Annotated in this window: 1 protein-coding gene; it reads right to left on the bottom strand. The window is 34.5% G+C overall.

The genetic code is table 11. The features are described 5' to 3' along the window. The coding region (gene tnpA / locus FHQ08_RS12705) for an IS200/IS605 family transposase (RefSeq protein ID WP_230914755.1) at positions 1-404 on the bottom strand (404 nt) is incomplete at its 3' end. Positions 405-411: the final 7 nt, after the last annotated feature.

Genomic DNA, 411 nt, shown 5'->3' with positions numbered 1-411 from the left:
ATATCATGTTTTTCCTGTTCTCTGATATATTTCCTAATTGTTGCTTCATTGATGCCCACCGTTGTCACATAATAGCCTTCTGACCAAAAATGACGGTTTCCAAATTTATATTTCAGATTTGCATGTTTATCAAACATCATCAAGGCACTTTTACCTTTTAAGTAACCCATAAAACTTGAGACACTTATTTTGGGTGGGATACTAAGTAATAGGTGCACATGATCTGGCATCATATGTCCCTCAATAATTCTTACACCTTTATAAGAGCACAAAAGCCTGATAATATCTTGAAGGTCCCGTCGATATTGATTGTAAATCACTTTTCTTCTATACTTTGGTGTAAACACGATATGGTATTTACACAACCATTTGGTATGTGCCAAACTGTTGTATTGATTCGCCATTTGTTTT

Source organism: Agrilactobacillus fermenti (genome assembly GCF_021030645.1).
In the GTDB taxonomy this organism is placed as follows: Bacteria; Bacillota; Bacilli; order Lactobacillales; family Lactobacillaceae; genus Agrilactobacillus; species Agrilactobacillus fermenti.
Note: the sequence above shows the minus strand (reverse complement) of the source record. Positions and strands in the feature narration are given on the sequence as shown.